At 64.2% G+C, this 19,885-nt stretch carries 21 protein-coding genes; 13 read left to right on the top strand and 8 right to left on the bottom strand.

Going from position 1 to position 19,885, the window contains the following annotated elements; genetic code table 11:
* Nucleotides 1-4 precede the first annotated feature (4 nt).
* The gene (locus AQZ52_RS00140; protein WP_067905952.1) at nt 5-292 is read left to right on the top strand and encodes a ribbon-helix-helix domain-containing protein; all 288 of its coding nucleotides are present in this window, start codon (nt 5-7) and stop codon (nt 290-292) included.
* An 83-nt stretch (nt 293-375) separates the two neighbouring features.
* On the opposite strand, the gene trxC is transcribed toward AQZ52_RS00140, so the two are convergent.
* Nucleotides 376-831 (bottom strand): thioredoxin TrxC, encoded by a 456-nt coding sequence (gene trxC, locus AQZ52_RS00135; RefSeq protein ID WP_420806434.1) that lies wholly within the window; start codon nt 829-831, stop codon nt 376-378.
* Nucleotides 832-1,024: 193 nt separating this feature from the next.
* Between trxC and AQZ52_RS00130 the strand changes: the two genes are divergently transcribed.
* Entirely contained in the window at nt 1,025-1,684 is a 660-nt protein-coding gene (locus AQZ52_RS00130) for a peroxiredoxin (RefSeq protein WP_082697654.1), read from the top strand.
* A gap of 18 nt (nt 1,685-1,702) precedes the next feature.
* Complete coding sequence (locus tag AQZ52_RS00125; protein ID WP_067905951.1) at nt 1,703-2,065, top strand: ArsR/SmtB family transcription factor; 363 nt, start codon at nt 1,703-1,705, stop codon at nt 2,063-2,065.
* Here AQZ52_RS00125 and AQZ52_RS00120 read toward each other — a convergent pair.
* Complete coding sequence (locus AQZ52_RS00120; protein WP_067905950.1) at nt 2,062-3,657, bottom strand: amino acid ABC transporter ATP-binding/permease protein; 1,596 nt, start codon at nt 3,655-3,657, stop codon at nt 2,062-2,064. The two genes, AQZ52_RS00125 and AQZ52_RS00120, sit on opposite strands and share 4 nt — an antisense overlap.
* Nucleotides 3,654-5,228: a thiol reductant ABC exporter subunit CydD gene (gene cydD, locus AQZ52_RS00115; RefSeq protein WP_240481388.1), complete on the bottom strand. Its 1,575-nt coding sequence runs from the start codon at nt 5,226-5,228 to the stop codon at nt 3,654-3,656. The genes AQZ52_RS00120 and cydD overlap by 4 nt, the downstream gene beginning before the upstream one ends.
* A 121-nt stretch (nt 5,229-5,349) precedes the next feature.
* On the opposite strand from cydD, the gene AQZ52_RS00110 reads away from it, so the two are divergent.
* The 3 genes from AQZ52_RS00110 to cydX are packed head-to-tail and all read left to right on the top strand — an operon-like array spanning nt 5,350 to nt 8,241.
* Nucleotides 5,350-6,954 (top strand): cytochrome ubiquinol oxidase subunit I, encoded by a 1,605-nt coding sequence (locus tag AQZ52_RS00110; RefSeq protein ID WP_082697653.1) that lies wholly within the window; start codon nt 5,350-5,352, stop codon nt 6,952-6,954.
* 11 nt (nt 6,955-6,965) lie between these two features.
* Nucleotides 6,966-8,114 carry a cytochrome d ubiquinol oxidase subunit II gene (gene cydB / locus AQZ52_RS00105; protein ID WP_067905948.1) on the top strand — a complete coding sequence of 383 codons (1,149 nt, stop codon included), beginning with the start codon at nt 6,966-6,968 and terminating at the stop codon, nt 8,112-8,114.
* Between the two features lie 16 nt (nt 8,115-8,130).
* Nucleotides 8,131-8,241 carry a cytochrome bd-I oxidase subunit CydX gene (gene cydX, locus AQZ52_RS17975; RefSeq protein ID WP_082697464.1) on the top strand — a complete coding sequence of 37 codons (111 nt, stop codon included), beginning with the start codon at nt 8,131-8,133 and terminating at the stop codon, nt 8,239-8,241.
* 34 nt (nt 8,242-8,275) lie between these two features.
* Here cydX and AQZ52_RS00100 read toward each other — a convergent pair whose 3' ends face one another.
* Genes AQZ52_RS00100 through AQZ52_RS00080 form a run of 5 tightly spaced genes read right to left on the bottom strand, consistent with a single transcriptional unit; the run spans nt 8,276 to nt 13,999 of the window.
* Complete coding sequence (locus AQZ52_RS00100) at nt 8,276-9,040, bottom strand: hypothetical protein (RefSeq protein WP_067905947.1); 765 nt, start codon at nt 9,038-9,040, stop codon at nt 8,276-8,278.
* Nucleotides 9,040-9,381 (bottom strand): ArsR/SmtB family transcription factor, encoded by a 342-nt coding sequence (locus AQZ52_RS00095; RefSeq protein ID WP_067905946.1) that lies wholly within the window; start codon nt 9,379-9,381, stop codon nt 9,040-9,042. Before AQZ52_RS00095 ends, AQZ52_RS00100 begins: the two co-directional genes overlap by 1 nt.
* Nucleotides 9,378-12,599: an efflux RND transporter permease subunit gene (locus AQZ52_RS00090; RefSeq protein ID WP_067905945.1), complete on the bottom strand. Its 3,222-nt coding sequence runs from the start codon at nt 12,597-12,599 to the stop codon at nt 9,378-9,380. The genes AQZ52_RS00095 and AQZ52_RS00090 overlap by 4 nt, the downstream gene beginning before the upstream one ends.
* Nucleotides 12,596-13,621: an efflux RND transporter periplasmic adaptor subunit gene (locus tag AQZ52_RS00085; RefSeq protein ID WP_082697463.1), complete on the bottom strand. Its 1,026-nt coding sequence runs from the start codon at nt 13,619-13,621 to the stop codon at nt 12,596-12,598. The genes AQZ52_RS00090 and AQZ52_RS00085 overlap by 4 nt, the downstream gene beginning before the upstream one ends.
* Nucleotides 13,622-13,660: 39 nt before the next feature.
* Nucleotides 13,661-13,999 carry a rhodanese-like domain-containing protein gene (locus tag AQZ52_RS00080; protein WP_067905943.1) on the bottom strand — a complete coding sequence of 113 codons (339 nt, stop codon included), beginning with the start codon at nt 13,997-13,999 and terminating at the stop codon, nt 13,661-13,663.
* 112 nt (nt 14,000-14,111) lie between these two features.
* On the opposite strand from AQZ52_RS00080, the gene AQZ52_RS00075 reads away from it, so the two are divergent.
* Genes AQZ52_RS00075 through AQZ52_RS00045 form a run of 7 tightly spaced genes read left to right on the top strand, consistent with a single transcriptional unit; the run spans nt 14,112 to nt 19,885 of the window.
* Entirely contained in the window at nt 14,112-15,392 is a 1,281-nt protein-coding gene (locus AQZ52_RS00075; RefSeq protein WP_067905942.1) for an NAD(P)/FAD-dependent oxidoreductase, read from the top strand.
* Between the two features lie 45 nt (nt 15,393-15,437).
* Nucleotides 15,438-15,641: a YgaP family membrane protein gene (locus AQZ52_RS00070; RefSeq protein WP_067905941.1), complete on the top strand. Its 204-nt coding sequence runs from the start codon at nt 15,438-15,440 to the stop codon at nt 15,639-15,641.
* Complete coding sequence (locus AQZ52_RS00065) at nt 15,638-16,912, top strand: TolC family outer membrane protein (RefSeq protein ID WP_156424723.1); 1,275 nt, start codon at nt 15,638-15,640, stop codon at nt 16,910-16,912. The genes AQZ52_RS00070 and AQZ52_RS00065 overlap by 4 nt, the downstream gene beginning before the upstream one ends.
* 40 nt (nt 16,913-16,952) lie before the next feature.
* Nucleotides 16,953-17,300, top strand: coding sequence for a carboxymuconolactone decarboxylase family protein (locus AQZ52_RS00060; RefSeq protein WP_240481387.1), 348 nt, complete (start codon nt 16,953-16,955; stop codon nt 17,298-17,300).
* 22 nt (nt 17,301-17,322) lie between these two features.
* A complete protein-coding gene (locus AQZ52_RS00055) occupies nt 17,323-18,171 on the top strand; it encodes a class I SAM-dependent methyltransferase (protein ID WP_067905940.1) in 849 nt (282 codons plus the stop codon).
* Nucleotides 18,168-19,085, top strand: coding sequence for an MBL fold metallo-hydrolase (locus AQZ52_RS00050; protein ID WP_067909071.1), 918 nt, complete (start codon nt 18,168-18,170; stop codon nt 19,083-19,085). Before AQZ52_RS00055 ends, AQZ52_RS00050 begins: the two co-directional genes overlap by 4 nt.
* Nucleotides 19,086-19,102: 17 nt before the next feature.
* The gene (locus AQZ52_RS00045; protein ID WP_067905939.1) at nt 19,103-19,885 is read left to right on the top strand and encodes a sulfite exporter TauE/SafE family protein; all 783 of its coding nucleotides are present in this window, start codon (nt 19,103-19,105) and stop codon (nt 19,883-19,885) included.

Here is a 19,885-nt window from a genome sequence, read left to right as displayed (position 1 = left end):
AGCCGTGAGCCGATTTGCCAATCTGGCCGACAAGCCGAAAACCGAAATTCGGGATCATCGCCCTGAAGTGATTGCGAACGGACGTCAGGAGCCTGGCACAGCTGCGCCAGTGATTGTGCCACCCGCGCCCAGTCGCATCGGGCGCAAGGCCATCGCCGCCTACTTCTCACCCGAGATGTCGCTGGCCTTGCATTTCTGCGCCCGCAAGCAAGGCCGAAGCCTCCAAGCCCTCATGTCCGAAGCGTTCGATGACGTCCTGCGCAAGTATGGAGAAAGCCCGGTCGGCGGGTGAGGCTCAGGTCCCCACTCATTATGCTGCCTCCAACGTACGCAATGAATCAGCATCAATTGTCAGAAAGCAGATGAAGCCAAGCATCATTTTCCTGTCAGGTGCTGCTGGGTCCATGCGACAATCGCGCGTTGATCCAAGGCCCCGGCACTGCGTGCTATCTCCCGGCCCCCGACAAACAGGATCAGGGTGGGGATCGACCTGATGGCGAATTGCGCCGCAGCTGCCTGCTCGGCTTCCGTGTCGATCTTGAGCAACCGCACCTTCGGCTCGAGTGTCCCGGCCGAAGCAGCAAAGGCAGGGGCCATTGCCTTGCAGGGGCCGCACCAGCTTGCCCAGAAATCGGCCAGCACGGGTAGCGTACCGGTCTTGACGTGGCGATTGAACGTCACACCACTTACGGCAATAGGCGCGCCTTGGAAAAGCATCTTGCCGCAGCGACCACATTCCGGGTGCTGCTCGAGCCGGGTTGACGGCACTCGGTTTGCCGTTGCGCACGATGGGCAGAGAATGATGGCGGGATCGATCATGGCTGCATTCATGACTGTGTCCTTGAATTTACGCCTCTTTTCGCGTTCCGCTATTGATTGGCGCGGGTCTTAGCGTGATCGCCGGAGCATCTCGAGGGAACACCTGCCAGCATCGGCATCAGCCTTCCCAACAATTTCTGGCTTACATTTGTAATGTAATCGTGTATGGAATTTTGCCAAGATGGACGACACGGAATCTCGCGAAATGGCTGACAACCTGGCCCAGATGGCTAACGATCCAAGGTCGCTCCACATCGGCGATCCGGCTCCCAATTTCCAGGCACGGACGACCATGGGGCCAATGTCACTCGCGGACTTTCGCGGGCGCTGGCTGGTTCTGTTTTCGCATCCGGCAGATTTCACGCCGGTGTGCACCAGCGAGTTTATCGCACTGGCAAAGGCAAGCAGCCGGTTTGAGGCGCTCCAATGTGCGCTCCTCGCCGTCTCGGTCGACAGCCTTTACTCGCACTTGGCCTGGGTTCGCGCGATCCGCGACGGTTTCGGGGTGACGATCAATTTCCCGATCGTTGAGGATACATCGCTGATCATTGGGCGCGCCTACGGCATGGTCGCCGAACACGCAGCGGATGCAGCGGCCATGCGTTCAACCTATTTCATCGACCCAGCCGGATTTGTTCGTGCCATGACCTGCTATCCCGCCACGGTCGGCCGTTCGGTTGACGAGATGCTGCGGGTGCTTGCAGCCTTGCAGGCCGTCGATGGCGAAGATGTCGTGACACCTGAGGGCTGGAAGCCCGGCGATGCGGTCCTTATCCCGCCCGATCAGGATCAGGCTGCGTTGCTTGCAGAGGCAGACGATCCGACGTGGTTCTGCCGCCTCAGGCCGCAACCGGCGAAAGGGTAAGCGATGCAAGATCCGCAAATGGATCCTGATATCGAGGCGCTCGCCGAGGTCATGCGCACGCTTGGCCATGACACGCGGCTGCGGCTGATCGCCACGCTGCTTGAACACGGCGAGAAATCTGTCAGCGAGATCGAGGGTTTGACCGGCATCGGTCAGCCAGGCCTCTCGCAGCAGCTGGCGATCTTGCGGAAGGCCGAGTTAGTGCAGACTCGCCGCGCAGCAAAGCAAGTCTACTACAGTGTTTCGCCACAAGCGTTTGCACCAGCGGCGCGCTTCCTTGCCGCGCTCGCACCATCCGATGGGGCTGGCAGACTTGCAAAGCTCGAACGCATGGAGCCTCCAGCGCGCGGGTCTGCCGCGATGTTTGCGAAGATGCTCTAGCTGCCCATTGCAAGGTGCTGCTTGCCGAGCGGCAACATCGCATCGCGGTGCGTCACCAGAATGAGGCCCGTCCCGGTCTCCGCCAGCCAGCCATCAAGGTTCACCTGCACCTTGCACTCGGTGTGCGGATCGAGGCCCTCGCTGGGCTCGTCCAGCAGGAGCCAGGGGCGACCTGCCAGCAGCGCGCGGGCTAGCGAAAGCCGCTTGCGCTCGCCGCCTGAAAGGCGAGTCCCGCCATCGCCGACCCATGTGCCCAGACCCTCGGGCATGGCGCGGACTGCGTCGGCGAAGCACGCAGTTTCAAGCGCGCACCACATATCGTCTGCGGTAAGCCCAGGCCGCGCGAGGCCCAGATTGTCGGCAATCGTGCCTGCGATCATCTGCGCGCTCTGGGGCGAGACCGCGAAGAGCGCGCGGCGCTGATCCGCAGGGATTGCTCCGATGAAGTCGCCGTCGATCATCACGTTGCTGGCTGCATCGCGCGCGCCTGCGAGTGTTTCGAGCAGGCTCGTCTTGCCGCAGCCCGAGGGGCCGGTCACAACAAGTCGGTCCCCACGCTTCAGGACCAGCGTTTGGCCGCTCTGCGTGATCGTGATCTGATCACCGGCCAAATGTGCAGCCGGAGCGCTTGGCACCGGGGCAGTGCCGATCAGCACGGCAAGGCGGGCAAGCCCGGCAGCGATCACCGCGTCACGCCCGCTTGAGCGCACGGCCGCCGACAGACCTTCTACCGCGCCGGCGGCCGCCAGCGCGGCCAGCAGGGTCAGCGGCAGTGAGGCCTCCGACAGGCCGAGTATCGCCGCCATCGCCAGCCCGCCCGCGGCCGTAACGAGAGCCGCCAGCATGGCTTCAGCTTGAGCAAACGCGGTGCGCCGGGTGTCGAGCTGCGCCGCCTGATGCTGTAATTGCGCCTCGACTGGCGCGGCCAGCGCATAGGCCGCGATCTCGGGCGAAGCGGCGGCATATTCGACGAAAACCAGTTTGAGCGCGGCGATATCCTGCTGAATGGCTTGCGCCTTTTCAGGGAGCCAGCGTCTAGCCAGAAGCCGCGCTGCGATCACCACGGCAAGGATAATCGCGGCCAAGGCAGCGGTGGCCGCCCAGCCTGCCGGAATCGCGAATGCCAGCGCCGTGGCTGCGCCGACAAGCGCCGCGATCTGGCCAGGCTGGCGCACGAACCGGTCCTCAAGCGCATCAACATCCTGAATGAGCAGTGCGGCGAGATCGCCCGCGCCGCGCGGCGCGGCCGTCCCGGGCGCCGAGACCAGCCTTTCGAACAGCGCCACGCGAAAATCGGCAAGTGCCGAGAGCGCGGCCTTGTGGCCATAGAATCGCTCGCCGTAGCGCGTGACCGTGCGGGTGATCGCCAGCAGTCGGATTGCGGCGCTGGGCAGCAGATAGTTAAACGCCTGCACGGCCACTATCCCGGCGGCACCCGCCAGCGCCGCGCCCGTGATGAACCATCCGGCAAGGCCCAGCAATGCGATCCCGGTAATCACTGCACCCGCAGCGCAGGCGATCGCAAGCCATGTAGCGGATCGATAGGGCCGGGTTGCTTGCTCCAGCATGGTGTCGAGCTGGGGGCGCGTCATGCGATCACCACGTGATGGTCGGCAAGTGCTGCTACCGCCGGATCGTGCGTGACAAGCAGTACGGTGCGGCCCTGCGATGCAGAGCGGATCAGCGCGATAAGCGCGTCCGCCGATGCGGCATCGAGATCGGCGGTGGGTTCATCGAGCAGCCACAAAGGCGCATCGCGCAGCAGGGCACGGGCAATGCCGATGCGCCTGCGCTCGCCGCCCGAGAGCCCCGATCCGCGGGGATCGATGGGCGTTTGGAGGCCTGCAGGGCGGCCTGCGATCAGGGCGGTCAAGCCTGCGCTGGCGGCGGCAGCGGCGATGTCCTCGTCGGAAGCGTCCGGACGCGCCAGGCGGATATTGTCCGCAAGTGTGCCGGGCAGAAACAGGGTCATCTGACCCGTCCAGCTGACCGCACCTTGAAGCTGTGTGGCCACCAGCGGTGCGCCATCGAGGAGGATCTCGCCTGAAGATATCGGCGCAAGGCCGAGCAGGGCGTTGAGCAAGCTGGACTTGCCCGCCCCTGATGGCCCGGAAATCACGGTCAGCTCACCTGCGGGCGCAATGAAGGCGAACGGCCCGATCAGCTTGTCTTCGTAAGCAATGACAAGATCGCGTATATCCATGCCCGGGGGCGCAGTCAGATCGGCTGAACTCGCTGCCGTTGCGCCATCTGTCGGCGCGAGCCGTGTGAGCCGCTCCAGCGCAGCCTCGCCGATCTGCTTGTCGTGGTATGCGGCGGCCATACGCCGCATCGGCAAGTAGAACTCGGGCGCGAGCACGAGGACGAACAGCGCGCGCCCAAGTGTCAGGGTTTCGGGCGCGCGGAACGGCAGGAGCCCCAACAGACTGAAGCCGCAATAGACCGCGACCAGCGCCACCGAGATGGCGGCGAAGAATTCCATCACCGCGCTCGACAGGAACGCGACGCGCAGCACCACCAGTGTGCGCTGGGCGACATCCTGTGTGGCGGCCCCCAATTGCCGGACCACGCGGTCCTGCGCCCCGAAGCCGAGGATGATCGGCAAAGCGCGCACGCGGTCGATGAACAGGCCCGAGAGCTTGCTCAGCGCATCGAGTTGCCGTGCCGCAGCACGGGCGGCGGCGGTGCCGGCGAAGGCCATGCCGAATGCAAACGGCACCAGCGTGGCCAGCATGATCGCGGCGGCGACCCAGCTTGCCGTCGCGGCAGCCGCCGCCACCATCAGCGGGGTTGCCACCGCCGCCAGCCGCAGCGGCTGGAACCGGGCATGATATCCGTCGAGGTCTTCGATGCGGTCGGTCGCGTCCGCAGTCTGTTCACCGAGCATGACGCGAAGGCCTGCGGGCGCGCGCAGCACGGCGCCGAAGGCGCGCACCCGCCAGGCTTGCTTCGCGCGTGCCGCCTCGTGCTGTCCGGCACCTGCAGCAAGCACTTGTGCTCCGGCGCGGGCGAGGCCGGCGGTGCACAGAAGTGTCAAGGCGAGCAGCAGTTCGGCGCCGGCGACGCGCTCGGCCAGCAACGAGACTGCAACCGCCAGCGCCGCCGCAAGCGCAATTGCAAGCAGGCCGTCGAGTAGCCAGAACAGGAATGCACGAGTGGGCAAAATGGTATCCGTAGCGATCTGGACTTGATCATATACACACTTACGGCTAATGGCTAATCAATTCCGGACGCCGCACCATGAGTCGTGCGGCCAGACCGATAAACAGGAGTGACCACCCATGGTGGATATGGCCGTCATCGAGCTTTCGCGACTGCAATTTGCCCTCACCGCGCTGTACCATTTCCTGTTCGTGCCGCTGACGCTCGGGCTCTCCTTCATGCTGGTCATCATGGAGAGCATCTACGTGATGACCGACCGGCCGATCTGGCGGGTGGTCACGCGCTTCTGGGCAAAGCTCTTCGCGATCAATTTCGTGCTGGGTGTCGCCACCGGCATCACCATGGAATTCGAGTTCGGGACAAACTGGGCGTATTTTTCGCATTATGTAGGCGATATCTTCGGCGCGCCACTGGCGATCGAGGGCCTCATGGCCTTCTTCCTCGAGGCGACGTTTGTCGGCATGATGTTCTTTGGGTGGGACAAACTCAGCAAGCGCCAGCATTTGTTCACGACTTTCATGGTCGCGCTCGGTTCCAACTTGTCCGCTTTGTGGATTCTCATCGCCAATGGCTGGATGCAGCACCCGACCGGCTCGCGCTTCAATCCCGATACCATGCGCATGGAAGTCACCGATTTTGCCGCCGTTATCTTCAATCCGGTGGCGCAGGCCAAGTTCGTCCATACGGTGAGTGCCGGGTATGTCTGCGCTTCGGTGTTCGTGCTCGGTGTCTCCTCGTGGTACATCTTGCGCGGGAAATGGGTCGCGGTCGCAAAGCGTTCGTTCACCGTTGCAGCCGCGTTCGGTCTCGCGTCGTCCTTGTCGGTGGTCGTATTGGGCGATGAGTCGGGCTATACGCTTACAGATAACCAGAAGATGAAACTCGCCTCGCTGGAGGCAATGTGGCACACCGAGCCGGCCCCTGCTGGGATCACACTGTTCGGCATTCCCAGCATGGAAGGCCGCGAGACGCGCTACGAGATCAAGGTGCCCTATGTTCTGGGCCTGATTTCCACCCGTAGCCTGACCGGGCAGGTCGCCGGGATCGATGAACTGGTGGTCAAGGCTGAAACCCGCATCGAAAGCGGGATCAAAGCCTATGATGCGGTCGAGAAGCTCAAGGTCAATCGCACCGATCTGGCCGCGCGCGCCCAGTTCGAGGAACACAAGCTCGATCTCGGCTATGCCATGCTGCTCAAGCGCTTCATGGCTGATCCGCGCGCCGCTACGCCCGCCGATATCCAGAAGGCGGCCTGGACCACGGTGCCCAACGTGCCGGTGATGTTCTGGCTGTTCCGCGGCATGGCCGGGCTCGGCTTCTTCTTCATCGCCTTCTTTGGTGCCGCGTTCTACATGGCCTCGATCCGCCGCTTCGGCTGCGCCAACGGCTTCTGCCGCCTGTTCATGCGCGCGGCCGTCTGGATCATTCCCTTGCCTTGGCTCGCCATCGAAGGTGGCTGGATACTCGCCGAAATCGGACGTCAGCCTTGGGCGATCGACGGCGTGCTGCCGACATTCCTCGGCGCTTCAAGCCTTACGATCCCGCAGATCTGGACCACGATCATCGGTTTCACCGCGCTTTACGGCACGCTGGCCGTGATCGAGGTTCGGCTGATGCTGGCCGCCATTGCGCACGGTCCGATCGAAGATCACGTGCCGCACCAACCTGCTTATCCGGCGCAAGGCGAGGCCCGCTTTCAGGGCTACGCCGCGCTGCCTGCTGAATAAGGAATACCGCCATGGTTCCCCCGATCGACTACGAAACCTTGCGCGTCATCTGGTGGCTCCTGATGGGCGTGCTGCTCATCGGCTTTGCGCTCACCGACGGGTTCGATCTTGGCGTGGCAGCGCTGCTGCCGTTCGTTGGCAAGACCGATGAAGAGCGGCGCATGGTGATCAACGCGGTCGGCGCGACCTGGGAGGGCAACCAGGTTTGGTTCATCCTTGGCGGCGGCGCGATCTTTGCGGCCTGGCCGTTTGTCTATGCGGTCAGCTTCTCGGGCTTCTATCTGGCCATGTTCCTTGTGCTGGCGGCGTTGATCCTGCGGCCGGTCGGCTTCAAATATCGCTCCAAGCGGCCCGATCCGGCATGGCGGAGCCGCTGGGACTGGGCGCTGTTCGTGGGCGGGTTCGTGCCCGCGCTGGTGTTCGGCGTCGCGGTCGGCAATGTGCTGGCAGGCATTCCCTTCCGCCTCGATAGCGATCTGCGCTCGTTCTACGAAGGCACGCTGCTCGGCCTGTTCCATCCGTTCTCGCTGCTCGCTGGGCTGCTGTCTGTCACCATGCTGGTGCTCCACGGCTCCGCATGGCTTGCGCTCAAGATCGAGCACGGCGCGGTCCATGACCGGGCCAAGCGCTTCGGCCAGATTGCGGCGGTGCTGTCGATTGTTCTGTTTGCCGCAGGTGGTGTGATGATGGCCACGATGGGGTACGGCTTCCGCATGCAAGGCGCCGTCGATCCTGCGGGCCCGTCCAATCCGCATATGGCGGCGATGATCGCAGCACCGGGCGCGTGGCTCGACAACTTCAGCGCGCATCCTTTGATGCTGCTGGCTCCGCTGCTCGGCTTTGTCGGGCCAATCATCGCGCTCGTGGGCATTCGTGCGCGGCGTGAGGCGCTGGCCTTCGGCGGATCGTCGGCCGCGGCGACCGGGATCATCGCCACGGTCGGTCTCTCCATGTTTCCCTTCATCCTGCCCAGCTCGATCGATCCCGCGTCCAGCCTCACGGTGTGGAATGCGTCCTCTAGCCATATGACGCTGTTCAACATGCTGCTGGTGACGCTGCTCTTCCTGCCGATCGTGCTGCTCTACACGGCCTGGGCCTACAAGGTCATGTTCGGCCGCGTGACGCTGCAGGATGTCCGCACCAACCCCGATTTCTACTGAACGAGGATTCAAAGCGATGTGGTACTTTACCTGGGTTCTCGGCCTTGGCGTTGCCGTCGGCTTCAGTATTCTCAACGGGCTATGGCACGAGTTCCATTCGGACACGGACGAGAACCCGCTGGTCTAGAATAACCCCTGCGGAGAGCGAATTGGTCGGAACGTCAGGGGATGATGAAACTGGTGCGATCGATGCCGACGGCGTCGGTTGCCCGGTCCACCGCGGTTAAGGTGACGGCATAAGTCCCGGGCTTGGCGGCATCGATGCTGGCGGCAAACACGCCGGTCTTCCCGCCGTAGGATAGCTGCTGAGTCATGGGTTCACCGCCATCACGCGTGATCCGGGCGGTGACATCGAAGCGCGCTGCATCCCACAAGCCGCCCGGCTCGATCGGGCAGCCGCATAGCAGCGCGACATTGGCGCGGAGTGTGATCTGGTGGTCGCCGGCTGCCGTTCGCAGATGCGCTGGCGGATCGATGACATCGACCACAAGGCCAGCCAGTTCGAGCACCCAGCCATCGCCTGCGGCAACGCCGTGTCCCGGCAATACCCAGCGCTGTGACCGCGCGGCAACCGCCGATTGCAGCTGCGCTTGCGGCCCGTAAGCCTCCACTTCGACGAGGGTCGGTTCGGTGAGATCGAGCACGGCATGAAATGCCGCAGCGCTGGCATCGGCGACCTGCGCGTTGCGCGGTCCGCCAGCCATGATCCGCTTGGTGTCGCCGGTGCCGCCGGTGGTGACGCCCTGCGCCAGGATCCGCTGTGTTGCGGCATCGCGCACGACGATCCGGGCGCCGCCCATGCCCGATCCGATGAACTTGCCACCAAGGCTCAGCACACGGATGGCCAGCGGGGTGGGTTCGGCGCGGAGCGTGAGGGGGGACGAAGCCAACAATACGCCGAGCAAAGTGCTGGTTGCGCGGCGCATCACGCTACGGCCTGCCTGGCAGGTGCGGCGGACGTATCGCCGAATTGATCACAGAGGAACGCGATCAGCGCGAGCGTATGGCGGTCGGCAATCCGGTAGTAGATCGTGGTGTTCTCGCGCCGCGTCTCGACCAGTCCGCCATCGCGCATCCGCGCCAGATGCTGCGACACGCTGGACTGCGACAAGCCGCAGAGGCCGATCAGCTCGCTCACAGAGGCTTCGCCCTCGCGCAAACGGCAGAGCAGCAGCAGGCGCTGCGGGTTTGCGACAACCTTAAGGAACGCGGCGACTTCGCTTGCGCGCTCGCAAAGCATCTCGGCCGTGCCGCTCGTCATCATCATTGGCTTGCCGGCCTCCCGTCGTCACGCAGCACGATATAGATGGCCGGAATAACCAGAACCGTCAGCAAGGTCGAGGAGGCCAGCCCGAAAAGGAGGGAGATCGCGAGGCCCTGGAAGATAGGGTCGGTGAGAATCACCGCTGCGCCGATCATGGCCGCCGCCGCTGTCAGCACGATCGGTTTGAACCGGATCGTGCCCGCCTCTATCAGCACATCTCGCAAGGGCCGCTCCGGCGCGGCGGTGTGCCGGATAAAATCAACCAGCAGGATCGAATTGCGCACGATGATCCCGGCAAGCGCGATGAAGCCGATCATCGAGGTCGCGGTAAACGGCGCGCCAAACAGCATGTGGCCGATCACGATGCCCACAAGCGTGAGCGGCACCGGGGTCAGGATCACCAGCGGCAGCGTGAAACTGCGGAACTGCGCGACCACGAGGATATAGATCCCCAGCAAGGCGACCATGAAGGCAGCGCCCATATCGCGGAACGTCACCCAGGTGATTTCCCATTCACCATCCCACAGCAGCGATGTGGCTTGTTCGTCGGTCGGCTGTCCGCTCAGGCGGATGACCGGCTTGGTGAGGCCCTTGGCCGCCCAATCGTACTTGTCGATGGCCGCATCGACCGCGAGCATGCCATAGATCGGCGCTTCGTAGTCGCCCGCCAGCTCCGCCGTCACCATATCGGCGAAATGGCCGTCACGGCGGAAGATCGCCGGGCTGCTCTGCTCCTGCCGCGCTTCGACCACGGCACCGAGCTCGACCAGCTGCCCACCCTGACCGATGGCCACGGGCGTACTGTTCAAGGTCTGCGTCCAGCTGCGCGCCGATTGCGGGAGCGCGATGGTGATCGGGAGCGGGGTGCGCTCGTTACCGCGCGGGGCATAGCCGACCGTGCGGCTGCCCAGCAGCGCGCCGATCGAGTCGTTGATGTCGCGCGCCGAGAGGCCGTAGTAGTCGATCCGGTCGCGCTGCGGGATCAGACGCAGCTTAGGCCGCGCCTGCCCGAAGCTGTTGTCGACATCCACGATATAGGGAACCGATTTGAAGATCTTTTCGAGCTCGGTTGCGGTGGCGCGGCGGGTCTGCGCGTCGGGGCCATAGATTTCGGCGAGCAACGTTGCGAGCACCGGCGGCCCTGGCGGCGTTTCGACGACCTTGAGCGACGCGCCTTCCGGCAGTTTCAGCGCCTTCAGCTTGGTGCGCAGATCGAGCGCGATCTGGTGGCTCGAGCGCGAGCGGTCTTCCTTGGGCAGCAGGGTCACCATCACATCACCCATTTCCGGGCGGCTGCGCAGGAAATAGTGGCGCACAAGGCCATTGAAATTGAACGGTGCGGAGGTGCCGAGATAGGCTTCCATCGCGGTCGCTTCGGGGAGCTGGCGCGTGAGGCGCGCCACGTCTTCCAGAACGCGGCCAGTGGCCTCAAGGCTCGTACCTTCAGGCATGTCGACCACGACCTGCACTTCGGACTTGTTGTCGAACGGCAGCAGTTTGACCGTGACCGCCTCGAAATAGAACATCGAGCAGGCAAGCAGCGTCGCCACACCCACAGCGATCAGGAAATTGCGTGCCGAAGTGCGGTTGTCGATGATCCGGTGCGCGACCTTGGCATAGAGCCCGCCTAGCTTGCCGCCGCTGTTGTCATGGCCATGATGGCTTCCGGGCGCGTCGCCGCCCGTTGCCACCTTGCGCGCAAAGCGGATCATCAGCCACGGTGCGATCACGACTGCGACGAAGAACGAAAAGACCATCGCGGCGGAGGCATTGACCGGGATCGGCGCCATGTAGGGGCCCATCAGGCCCGAGACGAACAGCATCGGCAGCAGCGCCGCGACCACAGTCATGGTGGCCACGACCGTGGGATTGCCCACTTCGGCAACTGCTTCGATGGCGGCTTCAGTGCGCGTGCGCTCGTCTGGCATGGCCCAGTGCCGCGCGATATTCTCGATCATCACGATCGCATCATCGACCAGGATGCCGATCGAGAAGATCAGCGCAAACAGGCTGACCCGGTTGATTGTGTAACCCATCAGGTTCGAGGCGAACATGGTCAGCAGGATCGTGGTGGGGATCACCACGGCCGTCACCGCCGCCTCGCGCCAACCGATAGCGAAGCCGATCAGCACGATGATCGAAACCGTCGCGAGCGCGAGGTGATAGAGGAGCTCGTTTGCTTTCTCGTTCGCGGTCGCGCCGTAGTTGCGCGTGACCGCGACATCGACGCCATCGGGAATGAGGCTGCCTTTGAGGCTTTCCAGCCGCTGCAGCACCGCATCTGAAACCACCACGGCGTTCGCGCCTGCGCGCTTGGCAATTGCGATGCTGACCGCCGGCGCGCTCGACCAGCGGCCATCGCGGCGGGCCCAGCGCCACGCGCGGGCTTGATCCTCGCGCGGGCCCTGCGATACGGCAGCAACATCGCGCAGATAGACGGGCGCACCGCTGGCTGACCGCACCGTCAGCATGCCGACATCCTGCGCCGAACCGAGCGTCTGACCTGCCGTCACGGAAACAGCCTGTCCGCCCTCGCGGATGCTGCCGGCCGGGAAGCTGCGATTGGCCTGCGCGGCGGCATCGATCACGCTGCCCAGCGGCACACCATATTGGCTGAGCTTGCCCGGATCGGGCGCAATGCGGATTTCCTCGGGGCGTCCGCCCGTGAGGAATGTCAGGCCGACATTGTCGACTTTGGCGATCTCAGTGCGCAGCTTGGTGGCGAGCGTATAGAGCGCCTGGTCATCATAACGCCCTGCAGCACCCGCCTTGGGTGACAAGGTGAGGACCACGGCAGGAACATCGTTGATCCCGCGCACCGTCACCTTGGGCTCCGGGATGCCGACCGGGATGCGGTCCCAGTTGGCGCGCAGCTTCTCATCGATCCGGGTGGCGGCGGCTTCGGGGTTGGAGCCCACGATGAAGCGCGCGGTCACCATCACGCCGTCGTCTTCGGCCTGCGTGTAGACATGTTCGACGCCGTCGACGCTCTTGACGATCGTTTCCAGCGGGATGCCGACAAGCTGGACCGCGTCGGGCGCGGAGAGGCCGGGGGCCATGACCTGGATATCGACCATCGGCACGCTGATCTGCGGCTCTTCCTCGCGCGGGATCGTGAACAGTGCGAGCAGGCCGACTGCGATGGCCGCCAGCAGGAACAGCGGAGTCAGCGGGGATGAGATGGTCGCGCGCGTCAGGCGCCCGGAAAGGCCGAGGTTCATTTCGGGCGCCTCGCGGTGAACAGGGTATCACCGGCGGCGACCCCGCCGAGAACTTCGACGCTGCCCGGATCACTTGCTGGTGCCGTCTGGACTGCAACTGCGCTCACGTGCCGGTCGGCGTTCAAAACGTCGACATAGTCTATGCCGTAGCGGGTGGACACAAAGCGGCGCGGGATCACGATGGCCTTGCGCCGCCCGACTTCGATCGAGACGCCGACCCGACGTCCGACCAACTCGGTGGTGAGGCCGGGAACGGTCGCATCGACCTGTACCCGGCCCCCGGCGATCGCAGGATAGACCTGCGTCACCTGCCCCTGGTGCGACCCGAGGGGTAAATCCTGCTGCGCGATGGTGACCACCGCGCCAACATGCACGGCACTGGCCAGCGACTCGGGCAGATCAAGGCGCAGCACCGGCGGACCAACGGTGATCGTTGCCAGCGACATGCCCGGTGCTACGACCGAACCGGCGGGAAAATCGGCGCGAAGCACCCTGCCTGAGGCCGGTGCTAGCACCGCGCCTTGCCCCGCCACGCTTGCACTCGCAGACTGCTGGGCGCGCGCGGCCGCGACCTGCGCATCGGCAGCGCGCGCCATGGCGACCGACTGGTCTAGCTTCGCCTTGGCGTAGACGTTGTGATTGAACAGATCCTGGACCCGCGCCAGATCGCCGCGCGCCCGCGCGGCTTCGGCTTGAGCGGCGGCAACCTGGGCTCCCGCTGCACTGGTTTCGTAACCAAGCCGCGAATCGACGATCGAGCCGATCCGCTGGCCCTTGGATACCATGTCGCCCGCGCGAACTGAGAAGCTCACCAATGTGCCCGGGATTCGGGCGAACGCCTGCGCCTGGTCGCGCGTGGTGATTTCGCCCCCGACAGCCTTCACGTCGGCGGTCTCGACCAGCGCCACTTGCAGCTGCTCACCGGCTGGCAAGGTCGGCGCGCTCGTTTCGCTGGGCGAGGTGCTGCTGCAACTCGCCAGTGCCATCGCCCCGCTGGCGATTATCCATGTCCACTTGGTCACAGCCTCATGCTCCCTGCCAGATTGCCTGGGCGTCATGGTTCAGCCCTGCTCGACGGGCAGACCAGCGGCCTTCCAGGCCCCGATTCCCCCGGCGAGATGCGTGTCCACGGCGATCTTAGCCTTGGCGCACTGATCGAGCCCGAGGCCCGAGCGTTTGCCGCCAGCGCACTGGAGCACGATCGTTCGGCCAGCAGCGTCAGGCAGATTCTGCGGATTGAAACCCGACAGCGGCGCGTTGATTGCACCCTTGATGCGTTCAGCGGCGAACTCCTCGGGTTCGCGCACATCGATCAGCAGGGCCGAGCCATCTGCCAGCATCGTCTTGAGGGTCAGCGCGTCGATCTCGCTGTGCGCCTTGGTCTTGCCGAATCCGAACATGGTGGGTCTCCAAGAGATGTCGTGAATGAGGGGCTTCAATTTGTATATTGCATATATCGTGTAATCATCATATTCAGTCAAGCAAGATATCGAGGTGAGAGGAACAGGCGTGATGCAAAAGCCGAAAATCGTGGTGCTCGGGGCCGGACTGGGAGGCACCATCGCTGCCTATGAGATCCAGGACGCCGTGAAGGGGCGTGCCGAAGTCATGATGGTTTCCAACACGGAAACCTATTCCTTTATCCCCTCAAATCCGTGGGTGGCCGTGCGCTGGCGCAAGCCTGAGGCGATCCAGATCCATCTTCCGCCGATTTTCGCCAAGAAGAAGATCGGGTTCACCGCGGTCGGCGCCAAGCGGCTTCATGCGACCGAAAAGCGACTCGAGTTGAACGATGGTACTTCTCTGAATTACGATTATCTCGTAATTTGTACGGGGCCGGAACTGGCGTTTGATGAAATTGATGGCTTCGGCCCGCATGAGGGCCACACGGTTTCGGTCTGCCAGACGGACCATGCGTCGATGGCCGCAGATGCCTTTGACCGCTTCGTGGAAAATCCGGGTCCGATCGTGGTCGGCGCGGTGCAGGGGGCCTCATGCTACGGCCCGGCCTACGAGTTTGCGCTGATCCTCGATACCGAGCTGCGCCGCCGCAAGATCCGCGACAAGGTGCCGATGACCTTCGTGACGGCCGAGCCCTACGTCGGCCATCTCGGCCTCGACGGCGTGGGCGATACCAAGGGACTGCTCGAGAGCAAACTGCGCGATCGGCACATCAAGTGGATCACGAACGCCCGCGTTTCCAAAGTCGAGGCAGGCATGATGCATGTCGAGGAGATCGCGGACGGCGGCGCAGTCGCCAAGACGCATGATCTGCCGTTCGGCTATTCGATGATGCTGCCTGCGTTCCGCGGCGTGGCTGCCGTGCGCGATATCCCCGGCCTCACCAATCCGCGCGGCTTCATCCTGATCGACAAGCACCAGCGCAATCCGGTCTTCCCGGAAATCTTCTCGCTGGGCGTGTGCGTGGCCATCCCGCCGACCGGGCCGACCAACGTGCCGGTGGGCGTGCCCAAGACCGGCTTCATGATCGAGAGCATGGTGACCGCCACTGCTGCCAATCTCAGTTCAATCCTCGACGGCAAGGAACCGACCGCCGAGGCGACCTGGAATGCGGTCTGCCTTGCCGACTTTGGCGATGGCGGCATTGCCTTTGTTGCCCAGCCCCAGATCCCCCCGCGCAATGTCAATTGGGCTGCCAGCGGCAAGTGGGTCCACCTCGCCAAGATCGGCTTCGAAAAATACTTCCTGCGCAAGGTGCGCAAGGGAGAGAGCGAGCCCTTCTACGAGAAGCTCGCGATGCAGGTGATGGGCATCGAGAAGCTGCGGAGCTGACCCGCATCGTGCCGCGGTGAACTGCGATCCTGAAAGGACCGAACCATGACTCTTGATCGTGCTGTGATGATTTTTGCTGGCTTTGTCGTGCTGCTCGGAATTGCCCTGTCGCTTGCCGTCCATCCCTGGTGGATCGGCCTGTCGGCCTTTGCCGGGCTCAACATGATCCAGGCCGGGTTCACTGGATTCTGTCCTGCCGCGATCGCATTTAAGGCCATGGGCGTGCGTCCGGGCACAGCGTTCAAATGACTATCCTGCGCCGCACTTTCCAGCTCGCGCTGTGGCTCGCCGCGCCGCTGGTGCTCGGCGGCACGGCACATGGAACCACGCTCGAGGACGCGTTGGCGGCCGCGCTGGCGCATGCGCCGGAAGTCTCGGCAGCCGACGCTGATGCCGATGCGGCTTCGGCACGGGTAGATCAGGCCACGGCCGAGCATATGCCCACCGCAACGCTGAGCGGCACGATCGGCTATGGCCGCCTCGATCCGGGCGGATTCTTCGGACTTGGTAGAGCCGATGTGACCCCTCGCGCGGCGCAGATGGCGATCGAGCAGCCGCTGTTTACCGGCGGGCGGGTCGGTGCGGGGATCGACCGCGCGCGCGCCGGCATGGCGGCGGCGGAGGCGGGGAAGACCGGCACCCGCAGCCAGCTGGTTCTGGCAGTGACGCAAGCCTACGGCGATGTGCTGACCGCCGCGCATTTCGTCGATCTCTATGGCCGGCTCGTATCGCAGACCACCGAGATCGGGCGCCAGGCGCAGCTCAAGTTCCGTGCGGGCGAGAGCCCCAGTACCGATGTTGCGCAGGCTGATGCGCGGCTCGCCGAAGCGCGTGCTGGGCTGGCCCGCGCGCAAGGCATGCAGGTTTCGGCGCAGGCGCGGTTCCGCAATCTGACCGGGCTCGAACCCGCCGATCTCAAGCCGCTTCCTGCCAATCCCCCGCTCCCGGCTTCGCTCGACGAGGCGATGGACGCAGCGATACAGGCCAATCCGATGCTCGCCCAGGCCGAGGCTGGCCTCCGCGGTGCGCAGGCGGCGGCGCGTGGCGCGCGCGCGGAACGGATGCCTACGGTAGGTGCTTTCGCCGAGGCATCGACCGTGCGCGACCAGTTCTTCCCAGGCTATCGCGGCGACAGCGCCACTGTTGGTATACGCGCCCGCTGGCAGATTTTCAGCGGTGGCCGGGTCTCGGGCAAAGTTGCCGAAGCGGACAGTACTGTTCTGGCCGCCGATGCGCGGCTACGCGCGGCGCGGCTGCAGATTGAGGAACAGGTCATTGCCGCGTTCCAGGATGTGCGGACAGCCCAGCTCGTGGAACAGGCAGCGGGCGAACAGACCGCTGCTGCTGCCAAAGCGCTCGACAGCGTCAGGCAGGAAGTCCGCGTCGGCATGAAGCCGCAGCTCGATCTGCTCGATGCGGAGCGCGAGGCGACGTCCGCCGAGGCCGGTGCCGCGAGGGCGGGCACCGACCGGATCGTGGCTGCCTACCGGCTGCTCAGCCTGCTCGGCCGCAAATTCTGACGCATAGAGGATGACCGCGATGCACAAGGACTGGCCGGAAATGGCCGAGCAGCTCACCGGCGCAATCAAGGAAATGCGCCTTGGCAGCCCCGAAGTCACCAAAGCGTTTTCGGCCATGGCGCGCGCTGCGACAGCGCCCGGTGTGATCGACGTCAAGACCAAGGAGCTGATCGCGCTAGCCATTTCCGTGGCGATCCGCTGCGACGGCTGCGTCGCCTTTCACAGCGAGGCCGCCGTCAGACAGGGTGCAACCCGCGAGGAGATCATGGAGGTTATGGGCATGGCGCTGTACATGGGCGCAGGACCAAGCTTGATGTACGCCGCGCAGGCCATCGAAGCTTACGACCAGTTCGCGGCCAAGATACCGGCTCCTGAGCCCAAGGCCTGAGCGATCAATTTTGGAGAACAATATGTCCAATTCCCAAGGCACGAGCGGTGAAGATTGGGCCGACGCGCGCGGCGCGCTCTGGCTTGCCGAGCTCGATTCCTATGAACAGATGCTGGAGCCGCTCGGCATCGCACTGCTGGACCGCGCCGCGCTGCAAAACGGGCAGCACATTGCTGACATCGGGTGCGGCGGGGGCCGGACCTCGCGTCTGGCTGCTCATCTGGTCGCCCCCAGCGGCAGCGTGCACGGGATCGACATCGCCCCAATGCTGATGGACGAAGCGACCCGCCGCGCCGAGGCAGCAGGGATTGGCAATGTGCGCTTCAGCACGGGCGATGCAGCATCCTTCGTGCCCGAAGGCGCGCCGTTCGACAGGCTGATCTCGCGGCTTGGCGTGATGTTCTTCGCCGATCCCGAGGCTGCCTTCACGCATTTGCGGACGCTGCTGGTCGAGGGAGGGCGAGCAGATTTCATGGTCTGGGCTTCGCCGCAAGACAATGTCTGGATGAGCGGCGCACGCGCGATTGTCGCTGAGCACATTGAACTGCCGACGGCCGATCCGATGGCCCCGGGACCGTTCAGGCTGGCCGATCCGGATGCTACTGGAAGCCTGCTGCACAAGGCCGGTTTTTCGCAAATAGACATTGCCGCGTGGCATGGCGCAATCCCGGTTGGCGGCTCGGGCAGCGACGCTGCCAAGGCTGCCGAATTCTCGCTCCGCGCTTTTTCGTTCGCCAATGTGCTGGAGGGTGCTGAGCCCGGTCTTGAAGAAACGATCCGCGCCAAGGTCACCGCGTTCTTCCAGCAGTTCGAAACGCCGGAGGGCATGGCAGTGCCGGCCAAGGCATGGTTGGTGCGGGCAGCAGCATGACCGACCGGGCGCTCAAAGCTGCATGCGGCATTGTGGAAGCAGCCGCGCCCAGCGGCGTGCGAGTGCATACTGTGTTCGACGAGGCGACGTTCACCGCCACCCACATTGCCAGTGATCCCGCAACTGGCAAGGCCGCAATCATCGACAGCGTGCTGGACTTCGATCCGGCATCGGGGCGCACGTCGACCGACTGCGCGGATCAGGTGATCGCCTATGTCGAGGCGGCAGGGCTGACGGTCGAAATGCACCTCGAGACCCATGTGCATGCCGATCACCTTTCGGCGGCTCCCTATCTGCAAGAGCACCTTGGCGGCACGCTGGCGATCGGGCGCGATATCCTGACGGTCCAGTCGGTGTTCGGCAAAATCTTCAATGAAGGGCCGGCCTTTGCCCGGGACGGCTCGCAGTTTGACCATTTGCTGGAGGACGGCGAACGCTTTCGGCTCGGCTCGCTCGATGCCATCGCGCTCCATGTCCCTGGGCACACGCCCGCAGACATGGCCTATGTCATCGGAGACACGGCCTTCATCGGCGATACGCTGTTCATGCCTGACTACGGCACGGCACGCGTCGATTTTCCCGGTGGCGATGCGCGGACCCTTTACCGCTCGATCTACCGGCTGCTGGCACTGCCTGACCAGACCCGGGTGTTCCTGTGCCATGACTACAAGGCTCCGGGCCGGGATCGGTTCGTCTGGGAAACGACTATCGGTCAGGAGCGCCGGGACAACGTTCACATCCATCCGGGGATCACCGAGGATGCCTTCGCGGCGATGCGCGAAGCGCGTGACGCAACGCTAGGGATGCCGCGCCTGATCCTGCCCTCGATCCAGATTAATATGCGCGGCGGCCACCTACCCGAACCCGAGGACAACGGCACGCGCTATCTCAAACTCCCGCTGAACAGCCTGTAGCGCGGCCCGGAAAAACCATGGTGCTTGAGCCCATTCAGTATCTGCTCGGCGGCGCGTCGGGCTCGCTTGTGGGCTTCACGCTCGGGCTGGTCGGCGGGGGCGGCTCGATCCTCGCGGTTCCGCTGATGGTCTACCTCGTGGGCGTCGCTTCTCCGCATGTCGCGATTGGCACCAGCGCACTGGCGGTCTCCGCGAATGCAGCGGCAAACCTTGTGCCACATGCGCGGCAGGGTACGGTCAAATGGCGCTGTGCAGGTATGTATGCACTTGCCGGGGTGGCCGGTGCCTTTCTCGGATCGAGCATGGGCAAGGCATTCGATGGCCAGCGGCTGCTGTTTCTGTTCGCCTTGCTGATGCTGGTGGTGGGCGCGCTGATGCTTCGCAATCGCGGACAGGCGGGGAACCCCAACGTCGAATGCAAGCGGGAAAATGCCCCCAAAGTGATCGCCTATGGCAGCGCCACCGGCCTGTTTTCAGGATTTTTCGGGATCGGGGGCGGTTTCTTGATTGTGCCAGGCCTAATGGCATCAACCGGCATGCCGATGATCAACGCGGTTGGGTCCTCTCTCGTCGCAGTCGCCGCATTCGGACTGACGACGGCGCTCAACTACGCCTTCTCCGGTCTGATCGATTGGGGACTGGCCGCGGTCTTCATTGGTGGCGGTGTTCTCGGCGGTCTCGTAGGCGTTGCCGCCTCCCGCCGTCTGTCCGCGCACAAGGGGTTGTTGAACACGGTTTTCGCCGTGCTGATCTTTTGTGTCGCGCTCTATATGCTCTGGAAAAGTTGGTCGACCATGTAG

The sequence above is a fragment of the Novosphingobium fuchskuhlense genome, from assembly GCF_001519075.1.
Lineage (GTDB): Bacteria > Pseudomonadota > Alphaproteobacteria > Sphingomonadales > Sphingomonadaceae > Novosphingobium > Novosphingobium fuchskuhlense.
Note: the sequence above shows the minus strand (reverse complement) of the source record. Positions and strands in the feature narration are given on the sequence as shown.